The organism is Agrobacterium sp. NPDC089420 (genome assembly GCF_044900305.1).
Classification (GTDB): domain Bacteria; phylum Pseudomonadota; class Alphaproteobacteria; order Rhizobiales; family Rhizobiaceae; genus Agrobacterium.
Genome location: NZ_JBJDMY010000031.1, coordinates 17,974 through 27,514 on the forward strand (window position 1 = coordinate 17,974; position 9,541 = coordinate 27,514).

The 9,541-nt window shown below is 58.4% G+C and carries 10 protein-coding genes; 7 read left to right on the plus strand and 3 right to left on the minus strand.

All coding sequences use genetic code 11. The features are described from left to right. Complete coding sequence (locus ACI2KA_RS25445; protein ID WP_404505227.1) at nt 1–2,547, minus strand: PD-(D/E)XK nuclease family protein; 2,547 nt, start codon at nt 2,545–2,547, stop codon at nt 1–3. Nucleotides 2,548–2,710: 163 nt separating this feature from the next. Here ACI2KA_RS25445 and ACI2KA_RS25450 point away from each other — a divergent pair, with 163 nt between their 5' ends. The 5 genes from ACI2KA_RS25450 (at nt 2,711) to ACI2KA_RS25470 (ending at nt 5,806) form a co-directional block, all read left to right on the plus strand. Next, on the plus strand, nt 2,711–3,694 hold the full coding sequence (locus tag ACI2KA_RS25450) for a helix-turn-helix transcriptional regulator (protein WP_404505228.1): 984 nt from the start codon (nt 2,711–2,713) through the stop codon (nt 3,692–3,694). A 355-nt stretch (nt 3,695–4,049) separates the two neighbouring features. Next, nucleotides 4,050–4,760 carry a toll/interleukin-1 receptor domain-containing protein gene (locus tag ACI2KA_RS25455; RefSeq protein ID WP_404505229.1) on the plus strand — a complete coding sequence of 237 codons (711 nt, stop codon included), beginning with the start codon at nt 4,050–4,052 and terminating at the stop codon, nt 4,758–4,760. Between the two features lie 20 nt (nt 4,761–4,780). Beyond that, complete coding sequence (locus tag ACI2KA_RS25460) at nt 4,781–5,044, plus strand: hypothetical protein (protein ID WP_404505230.1); 264 nt, start codon at nt 4,781–4,783, stop codon at nt 5,042–5,044. Nucleotides 5,045–5,207: 163 nt separating this feature from the next. Continuing rightward, entirely contained in the window at nt 5,208–5,516 is a 309-nt protein-coding gene (locus ACI2KA_RS25465) for a type II toxin-antitoxin system RelB/DinJ family antitoxin (RefSeq protein WP_404505231.1), read from the plus strand. After that, nucleotides 5,513–5,806: a type II toxin-antitoxin system RelE/ParE family toxin gene (locus ACI2KA_RS25470; RefSeq protein ID WP_269347760.1), complete on the plus strand. Its 294-nt coding sequence runs from the start codon at nt 5,513–5,515 to the stop codon at nt 5,804–5,806. Before ACI2KA_RS25465 ends, ACI2KA_RS25470 begins: the two co-directional genes overlap by 4 nt. 138 nt (nt 5,807–5,944) lie before the next feature. On the opposite strand, the gene ACI2KA_RS25475 is transcribed toward ACI2KA_RS25470, so the two are convergent. Further along, a complete protein-coding gene (locus ACI2KA_RS25475; RefSeq protein WP_404505232.1) occupies nt 5,945–6,838 on the minus strand; it encodes a LysR family transcriptional regulator in 894 nt (297 codons plus the stop codon). Between the two features lie 119 nt (nt 6,839–6,957). Here ACI2KA_RS25475 and ACI2KA_RS25480 point away from each other — a divergent pair, with 119 nt between their 5' ends. After that, entirely contained in the window at nt 6,958–7,875 is a 918-nt protein-coding gene (locus ACI2KA_RS25480; protein ID WP_404505233.1) for an alpha/beta hydrolase, read from the plus strand. A gap of 81 nt (nt 7,876–7,956) precedes the next feature. Continuing rightward, nucleotides 7,957–8,889 (plus strand): alpha/beta hydrolase, encoded by a 933-nt coding sequence (locus ACI2KA_RS25485; protein ID WP_404505234.1) that lies wholly within the window; start codon nt 7,957–7,959, stop codon nt 8,887–8,889. A gap of 164 nt (nt 8,890–9,053) precedes the next feature. Here the strand turns inward: ACI2KA_RS25485 and ACI2KA_RS25490 are convergent. Then, nucleotides 9,054–9,541, minus strand: a 488-nt coding sequence (locus ACI2KA_RS25490; protein WP_404505235.1) for a LysR substrate-binding domain-containing protein, incomplete at its 5' end; no start/stop codon positions are given.

Below are 9,541 nucleotides of genomic sequence, written 5' to 3' on the forward strand. Positions count from 1 at the left end.
TCATCCCTCCTCGACCTGACGAATGAAGGCTTTGACGAGGGGAGAGCCGTCGGTCAGCGCATAGGGCGTAAAGCCTGCCTCTTTCCTAAAGAATTTTTCATCATCGGACGTGTTGAGGACCACCCTACCTGCGCCCAGTTCCTCCAGTCGCGCCGTTAGCTTTTCCACGGCGCTATCACTCACGGTATGTCCCATGTCGCGCGCCGGAGAACCGTCGGAAAGCGTCAGCCCAGAGGTCAGGAAGCCTCCGTCGTTCATAAGGTGATATGCAACGGCAACCTTGCGTCCAATCAACGGATCCATCCCGTCGTTCTCGCGTCGGTTTGGCCGGGAAATCATGTCGCGGTAGAGCCCAGCCTGCAGATCCCAAGCCGCCTCCATTCGCTTACGTCGACCCGACGTTCCGCTCTTCTTGTGATCGACGACTAACAAAGTACCATCGGGCAACTCGAGGATTGCATCTGCTTTGCCATGCAGCTGGATGCCGTGTGCTTCCCCCGCCAACCAGATCTCGTTGCCAATAATCTTTGCATTCAGCGCCAACAGATGATCGCGCCAGCGTAGCGCGGCAGCCAGGATTTCGCGTTCCAGTCCCTTGCGTTCCATCTCCCACGACGGGCTTCGGAGATAGCCAGCATGGCGCATCAACGCACGATCATAAGCCTCGGGGACCGCAGCGGTCAGTGTTTCGGTATCCGGGACCGGCTGATCCTTCAAGAAGATATGTTCGAAGACATCATGGGCGATATTGCCCTTCGCTATAACATCAAGCTCGTCGGCCGACCACGACATATCCTCCGCTCCGACCTCAGCAAGGAGCCAGGCAAGTGGGCTGACGAGCAGCGTCTCCAGCCGCGAAGGCGATTGCGGCTTTGCCGTTCCGTCATCCGTGCGACGAAGAGAGAGGAGATCTTGCCCAGGAAAGTCCAGAGCCTCGGGGAGGTCTGGTTGCATGGGTAATGGCGGGAGATGGTGATGCATGATTGGCCAGTCTGAAGGCGAGAGCCGCGACAAATCAGTGATGAGATCGCTCGCGTCGTCGAGGTTATGGATCGAGCGCGCAATAAGTGACAGCCCTGCAGATGGCTGTAGTTTCGTGCCCGACAAATCGCGCCAAGGGATCAGAAAAGTGACACTTCCGGAGGTCGCCTGCAGTTGATGATCAAAGTGCGCAAGCCCTTGTGCCAGGCTCGCGGCGCGCCCCCGCAATGCGAGACCTGTCGCGGCATGGATCGAAGTAACTTCGCTGTCCAGGAAAATCGGATTGGCGCGCGGGCGTGTTGGATACAGCCCGTCAGTAAAGTCGGAGATGATCAAATGCTGGCAGGGACGCCAAGGGCTCTCATGCGCGAGCAACAGGCTAACGCCTTCCAGATTGCGCACCGGATCTGCGTTTCCAGGCGCCATCACCTGAATGCCGCGCAGAATCCCTTCCCAATCCGGTGACCCCTCGCCTGGAGGGACAGATAGGCGGGCTCTAACTTTGTCACCTTCGGTAATCTGATCGCAGATGCGGTCGAGAAGGAAACGTAACTGCGCCAAGCTGCTTGCAGAGGCACGAATATCATCCCAAAGCGCCTTGTGCGCCGGGTATGCCGTTAGGATTTGACCGCGGAAGTCCCCGCTCATCAGGCTTTCAGCGAGATTTCGGCCCGTCACAGGGCACCAAGGCATAAGTGGAGACAGCACGAGGCTTGCCAGTACCATAGCGGGCGTTGGCGGGCGTTTGGCAAGCGCCAGGTGTAATGCAGTTTCGCCAACGACATCGCGTTTTGGCAGGTCCGCGGGTAGGCCAGACAGCGGAATACCCTGTGCAGAGAAAGCACGGGCGATCTGTTGCGGGCTTCCAGCCGTCAGCACAGCAATCTCGCGAGCCGGCGTCCCTTCGTCAATCAGTGCTCGAGCACGGGCAGCGGCGAAATCTGCACAGGCCGCAGGATCTCTTAAGCCGTAGAAAGAAAGGCTAAAATCGATGGGGCCCGTCTCGATTTGAGGGGCCGTCAACCCGCCTTGGAGGGCGTGCAGCCGGCTACCGATCGCCGCTGTGCGATCGCGTGGCGAGGCGGGGACTGAGCCGAACTCGTCCTTTAATCGGGCGTAAAGCATCTGCATTGCGGCGGGCGCGAGCGGATCGAGAGAACCCTCGACAACTGAGATCGGAGTAAGAAAGCTTCCATGGGACAAATTCAGGACATGGCGTATTGGCGGCAGACCTTCGGGCAGCGCATCCCCCAGTTCCTGCCACAGTCCGACCAACGCCGTCAGATGCCGTCCCGCCCTGCTGTCGGGCAGGGAACCTACCGTCGGTATCTGCAAATCCGGTGTAGCAAGTATCAGGTCCTCCAAGGCTGCAGTCACCGCAGAAATCGTTTCAATGGGCGCGTTCGAGAGACTATCCGCCCAAACTGGATCAGAGGAGTTTGCGATGGCGCGACCGGGTGCCCATTCGGTCACCTTTGGCGCTAGACTCAGTTCGGCCAAAGCGGTGTCGGACAATCGGTATTGGAGGCCAGAGCGTGCATCGGCGACGAGAAAGGGATAATGCATAGGAGCCTCCGATGAATAGCTATTTGTATGAAGCGAAATCGTTCGAAACAGTAGGCGCAGTGATAATCCGCGATGAAAGCAATTGCATATCGACAGATCCGAAATTCATCCATAACGTGTATGGGTGTCAATATCTGACATACTTGTTCAAAGGAAATTAGTCTTGCCGTTCTCCAAGTCTCAAGACCTCATCAGACTTGCGCGGCTGGCTGCTGTTCGGCGAACCGGAATCAGTCTCGATGAAATTCGTGAAGAGTTCGGCATCTCGCATCGAACAGCGCAGCGTATGACTGAGGCGCTTGAGGCCGTGTTCGGTAACGTGGAGACGGTTACCGGCCCGGATCGTCGACGACGGTGGCGCGTTCTTGATCCGGTTCTGGAAAAACTGCAATTGAGACAGGAAACAGCGATTGAGGCGCTGGAAATCGCGAGCAAAACAGCGCGCGGCGAGGGGCGTTTGCGTCACGCTGCTGCACTCGATGACCTTCGCGGCGGACTGCTTGCGCGTCTCACGCCGAAAGATGCTCTTCGCACTGAGGCAGATGTCGAAGCCGTCCTTTTAGGGATGGGATCGGTCGCACGCCCCGGACCGCGGGTCAATTTAGTCCCGGCTGTTGTCGACGCTGTTATTGAAGCCTTGCGGGGACCATTCAGATTACGGATGCGGTACGGAACCATGGATGCGCCGGAACGTGTCGTCGAGCCTCATGGTTTCTTACTTGGGCATCGGAGCTATCTCGTAGCACGCCAGCCAGAACGCGGAGACGAGATGCGGAACTTCCGCATGGATAGGATACTGAGTGCTCAGAGTTTGGACGAAAGCTTCAATATCGCGCCAGGGTTTTCGCTCGAAGACTACACCGCCAGATCGTTCGGCGTTTACCAGAATCCGAAGCAATATGACGAAGTCATCTGGCGTTTCGCTCCGCATGCCGCAGCGCGGGCGGCTGAGTTCTCCTTCCACCCAAAGCAGACCGTCGAGCCACAAGAAGATGGAAGCCTAATTGTACGCTTTCATGCGGCAGGCTGGCTTGAAATGGCATGGCACCTTTATTCATGGGGCGATGCAGTCGAAGTAGTTGCGCCCGAAGGGCTGCGTAGCTTGATCGAAAACCACCGCAGAACTGACTTCGATTCATTGCCATAAGCCGTTTCGGTGCGGATGCTATCTCGTGATTTCATTGGGTGACAGTTTTTGACACCCACGCTCCTTTATTATCCTAATGCCCGATTCACAGGCATTTCGTAAAGGAGAAGACAGATGGCAAAAGGAAAAGGAAGCGGAAGCAACTTCCGCAGCGCAATCACTGGAAAGTTCGTCACACCCAAGCAGGGACGTTCGAATCCCAGAACGACCGTGCGAGAAGCGAAAAATGGCGGGAGCACCGGAGGCACGTACAGGAGTGCTATTTCTGGCAGGTTCGTGACTACAAGATATGGCAAGTCACATCCGCGCACGACCGTCAAGGACAGTTGATCAGAAGGTTTTAAGGGGTTTTCCGATGGTTCAATGTACAGCACCCAGAGAAGGGCATCGTTCAGCGAATGCGGCTGCGAACTGCCCTGCATGTCGAGGTAGCAGCCGTTACGGTGGTTATCGCAGCTATAGCAGTTACAGTAGCGGTCATGGATCGTATTCCTCGTATTCACCTTCATCCAGCTCCTCGTCGGTACGCAGCAGCGGCGGATCAGGCCGGGTAAGAGCAAGGTGGTCGAAGGTTGGTTCGACGATTTTGTATACACCAACAGAAGTTCGGGCGCTTACGCCAATCCGGGAAACCGCCGAGAACCGAGCGCTATTACCTGATCTCCGCGACGTTTTTCTGTGCCATGCCTGGGACGATCGGCAGGGGGACGCCAAGGATTTGCACGATCTGCTCGAAGCACGTGGCGTATCAGTCTGGTTCAGCGAAAAGGATGTCGCCCTTGGTACCTCGTTGCTTCGCGAGATCGACAAGGGCTTGGTGAAGTCACGAGTAGGGATCGTGTTGGTAACACCGGCATTGCTTCGCCGTCTTCCAGCAGCAGGCGTTGCTGACAAGGAGCTTTCAGCGCTCTTGGCGACCGAACAGCTCGTGCCCATTGTCCATAATACGACGTATGAAGCCCTCCGCAATGTCAGCCCCCTTTTGGCTTCACGCAGCGGGTTGAGCACCGGGGAAGATACGATGGCAATGGTAGCAGACAAACTCGCCGAACTCGTTGCGACCTAAACCTATTTGGGATCACCCCCATGTTGAAAACCAATACCCGTCAGGCCAACTGGCGCCGAGCCAATCCAGCAAAATATGACGCTCACCTCGCCGTCCAGAGGGCGGTGAAGGCTGGTGACCTAGAGAAACAAACGTGCGAGGTTTGTGGGGTTGTTGCCGTCGATGCTCATCATGACCGGTACGACGAGCCTCTGAAAGTACGTTGGCTTTGCCGACTACATCACACCCGTCTTCACCACCGCGGCGAGGATATGTTCCCAATTCGACACCGAGGCTGCCGGTGATGCGGATTACAGAATATTTTCAAGCGATTGAGATTTCGAAATGGCGGGGCGTTGGTTCAGCTCCCATCAAGGTGAAGAATGCAGCGGTGTGGCGCACACGGAAATCTTCTATAGACGTTGTAATTCATATGCATTACGATTGATCTTTCAGTTGGAGATAACTATGGCTTCGAACGCACTCGTTCAAACTCGCATTGATGCTGAAGTTCGAGATCGTGCCTCTGCGGTGCTTGAGAGCATGGGTCTTACGGTGTCGGACGCAGTTCGTATCTTACTCACCCGGACGGCGAACGAGGGAGCACTACCGCTCGAACTTATATCAGGCAGCGAAGCTCATGATACTTGGTTTCGCAGCAAGGTCCTTGAAGCGCTGAACGACACGCGACCTGACGTTTCGGATGATGAAGTCGAGGCTCATTTCGAAAAAAGGCGAGCGGCAGCGCGCGTTAAAGCAGCGGCGCGCAAGTCGTGAAGCTTACCTGGTCAGCGTTTGCGTTGTCAGATCGAGACGCCATCTTCACCTTTATCGAGGCGGATAGTCCCTCAGCTGCCATCATGGTCGACGAACGGATCGTCGCGGCTGCTCGTCGCTTAATTGATTTTCCGGCGAGTGGTCGTGTTGGCAGAATTGCCGGGACGCGCGAACTGGTGATCAACGGTACCCCATATGTCGCGGCTTATGCTGTAACGCAATCGGCGGTTCGCATTCTCCGCGTACTTCATGGCGCACAGGAATGGCCAGACACTATTCCTACCAGCTAGGCTCCGAACTTCATGTCTGGGATCAACGGGTCGCCAATTCGATTCCGTTCAAGAGCTTTGTCATTAGCTAGATCTGGTGGCCATCGCCTCTCGGGGTCTTGATCGCCGTGGTGGCGCAGATCTTGCAACAGGACGCCTTCATCCGCGAAACCGCACAGCCTCGAGGAAGGCTGTAAACGCCGTGGAAGCATGCCGCCGGTGCGGATAGTAGAGGTGATAGCCCGGCAGATCTGGTGTGAACTTGGCGAGCGCCCGCGTCAGTCGTCCAGACGCGACGTGGGGCTGGACCTGATCGAGCGGCAGATAGGCGATGCCATGACCATCGAGCGCGGCGTCGAGGATCAAGTCGATGGTGTTCAGGACGAGCGGACCGTCGACCCTGACCCGCGTCTCGCGGCCGCCGCGCATCAGCCGCCACTTGTTCAGCGTTCCGGAGGTCGGGAGCCGCAGATTGATCGCGCGATGATCGATGAGTTGCGCGGGCGCAGTGGGAATGGGGTGCGTGCGGAAATAGTCCGGCGAGCCGACGATGGCCATCGGAATGTCGGGGCCGATCCGCACCGCGATCATGTCCTTCGACATCTCCCCGCCGAGCCGCACACCGGCGTCGAAACGATCGGCGACGACATCGGACAGGCCATAGTCGATGGTGAACTCAACGGAAATGTCCGGATTGTCGGGCAGCAGCCGCTTCATGGCGGGAAGCAGCAATGTCTTGGCCGCGTGCTCTACGGTGGTGATGCGGATGATGCCGGTGGGCCGGTCGCGCAGTTCACCCAGGGAAGCGATGGCCGTGTCGAGATCGTGCAGCATCGGGCCGAGGGTCGCGAGCAGACGTTCCCCGGCATCGGTTGGCGCGACGCTGCGCGTCGTGCGCGACAGAAGCCGCAGGCCGAGCCTTTCCTCGCTGCGCCGCACGATCTGGCTGAGCGCAGATTGCGCCATGCCGAGACGTGCGGCCGCCTTGGTGAAGCTGCGCTCTTCGGCAACCACCACAAACGCCGCAAGATCGGCGATCTCATCCCGTCTCATTCATCACTCCAGTGATAAGGCCAAGCGTAATTATCCCTCTAATCGAGGCAATTGTTTTGTCTTAGATTCTCTCCATCAGCAAGAGACATGCGATCCCATATCGAAAAGGAACCGAAAACATGGGCAAGATCAGCTTCAAGAACTCGAACAACCCGACAATCACCATGTCAGCGGTGATCAACTTTCCCGAAGGCTTCGACGAGAGCAAAACCTATCCGGCGATTGTCGTCTCGCATCCCGGCGGCGGCGTGAAGGAGCAGACGGCCGGCACCTATGCGGCCAAGCTCGCCCACTTCGGTTTTGTAACCATCGCCTATGACGCCTCCTATCAAGGCGAAAGCGGCGGCGAGCCGCGCCAGCTCGAAAATCCCTACATCCGCACCGAGGACGTCAGCGCCGTCATCGACTACCTGACCACCCTGCCTTATGTGGACAACCGCCGCATCGGCGCCATGGGCATCTGCGCCGGCGCTGGCTACACCGCCAACGCCGCGATCCAGGATCGTCGCATCAAGGCCATCGGCACGGTCAGCGCCGTCAATATCGGCTCGATGTTCCGCAACGGCTGGGAGAACACCGTCAAGTCCATCGATGCGCTGCCTTATATCGAGGCTGGCTCCAACGCCCGCACCGAGGATGCGAAGGCGGGCTCCGCCACGATGCCGCTGGCTCCGGTGAACGAAGCGGACGCGCCGAACGAAGAGCTTCGTCAGGCATGGGAATATTACCACACCGCCCGCGCGCAGTGCCCAACCTCACCTGGCGTCGCAACCTTGCGCAGCTTGAACCAGATCATCACCTACGACGCTTATCACATGGCCGACGTCTATCTGACCCAGCCGATCCAGATCGTCGCGGGCAGCGTGGCGGGCAGCAAATGGATGAGCGACGACCTCTTTGATCGTGCCGCCAGCACGGACAAGGCGTTCCATATCGTCGAGGGCGCCAATCACATGGAACTCTATGACGGCGAGAAATATGTCGACGAAGCCGTCTCGGTGCTCGCGCCGTTCTTCACGACGAAGCTCTCGGTTTGAATCATAGCGGCGTGGTGAACGCCATGTGGGCCGGCATCGTCGGTCCACACGGATTGCGCACCCCCTCACAAGGAAAACAACATGAAAACCGTTCAGATCAAGAACCCCGATATGGCTTGGCATATTGCCGCCAATATCCTGTTCCCGCCGGCGTTCGACGAAGCGAAGACCTATCCCACCATCGTCAGCGTCCACCCGTTCGGAAGCTGCAAGGAGCAGACCTCGGGCAATGTCTATGGCAAGGCGCTGGCTGAGCAGGGCTTCGTCGTTATCGCTTATGACGCCAGCTTCCAGGGCGCATCCGGCGGTAGCCTCCGCTGGATCGAAAGCCCCTCCCAGCGGGTCGAGGACATCAGCCACGTCATCGACTATGCCGTGACGCTGCCCTATGTCGATGCCGACCGCATCGGCGTGATCGGCGTTTGCGGTGGCGGCGGCTACGTCCTCAACGCCACCTTGACCGAGAAGCGCATCAAGGCCGTCGTCGGCATCACCCCGGTCAATATCGGCCGTCTCTTCCGCGAGGGCTTCAGCGGCTACAATCCGCTTGGCGCGCTGGAAGCCATGGCGGCGCAGCGCACCGCGGAAGCACGCGGCGGCGAGCTTCAGGTCAATGAACTGCTGCCCGCAAGCCCTGAAGTCGCCACGCAAGCCGGCCTTACCGAACGCGACGTGTTCGAGGCGACCGACTATTACAAGACGCCGCGCGGTCAGCAGGAAGGCGGCTGGACCCGGATGTTGTTCAGCCATGCCCAGAAGACGCTGGCCTGGGATGCCTTCGCCTTCGCCGAGACGCTGCTGACCCAGCCGATGATGGTGGTGATCGGCCAGAAGGTCGGCGCTTTCGGTGCATTCCGCGACGGCATGGAGGCCTATGGCCGCGCCGTCGCCTCGAAGGATCGCCAGCTCGTCTCGCTGGAAGACTGGTCGCACTACGATCTCTACGACAAGCCGGAGCCGGTCGGCCTCGCGCTCGAAAAGCTCGTGCCGTTCCTAAAGCAGCATCTGGCCTGATCGGCCGCGGCGCCGTAGCTACTGAGTTATTTTAGATTCATAATTATAGGGTCGGCGGTTCGACCCCGCTCAAGGCGAAGAGGTCGGTCAATTGGGCGGAAAACGAACGATTGTAAATCGAGGCAGCCCGCTCTTTTACGAAGAACACGGCTGACGCAAGGCGCCTACCGTTCTAGCTGCCGTCGCTTTTCGACGAGGAAGTCGACGAAGACCCGCAGCTTGGCCGGCATCTGGTCGCGGGATGGCACATAGAGATTGAAGCCCTCGAAAGGCAGGCACCAATCCTCCATCACGCGCACCAATGCGCCGGAAGCCAGATGCTGACGCACTGCAAAGTCCAGATGCATAACAAGGCCGAGTCCTTGGAGCGCGGCACTCAGCATGACGTCGTCGCTGTTGGTGGCGAATGTTCCAAGCGGCTGGTACAGCCGCTCCTCGCCCGACCGAGGGTCCGTTAGCTCCCAGCGGAAAACGGCTCCGCTGCTCGACTGGCGAAAGCCGAGGCAATTGTGTTTCGCTAGGTCCTCGAACAGCTTCGGGGCCGGATTGGCCGCGAAGTAGGCCGGCGAAGCGACGACGGCAAGGCAAACAGGTGGCGTGATCGGTACGGCAACCATCGTGTCTGTCACGCTTTCGCGCAGACGAATGCCCG

Bases quoted from the DNA above. Each gene is read 5' to 3' on its own strand.
- ACI2KA_RS25445 (WP_404505227.1), bottom strand. From the start codon at position 2,547: ATGCATTATCCCTTTCTCGTCGCCGATGCACGCTCTGGCCTCCAATAC.
- ACI2KA_RS25455 (WP_404505229.1), top strand. From the start codon at position 4,050: ATGGTTCAATGTACAGCACCCAGAGAAGGGCATCGTTCAGCGAATGCG.
- ACI2KA_RS25460 (WP_404505230.1), top strand. From the start codon at position 4,781: ATGTTGAAAACCAATACCCGTCAGGCCAACTGGCGCCGAGCCAATCCA.
- ACI2KA_RS25465 (WP_404505231.1), top strand. From the start codon at position 5,208: ATGGCTTCGAACGCACTCGTTCAAACTCGCATTGATGCTGAAGTTCGA.
- ACI2KA_RS25475 (WP_404505232.1), bottom strand. From the start codon at position 6,838: ATGAGACGGGATGAGATCGCCGATCTTGCGGCGTTTGTGGTGGTTGCC.
- ACI2KA_RS25480 (WP_404505233.1), top strand. From the start codon at position 6,958: ATGGGCAAGATCAGCTTCAAGAACTCGAACAACCCGACAATCACCATG.
- ACI2KA_RS25485 (WP_404505234.1), top strand. From the start codon at position 7,957: ATGAAAACCGTTCAGATCAAGAACCCCGATATGGCTTGGCATATTGCC.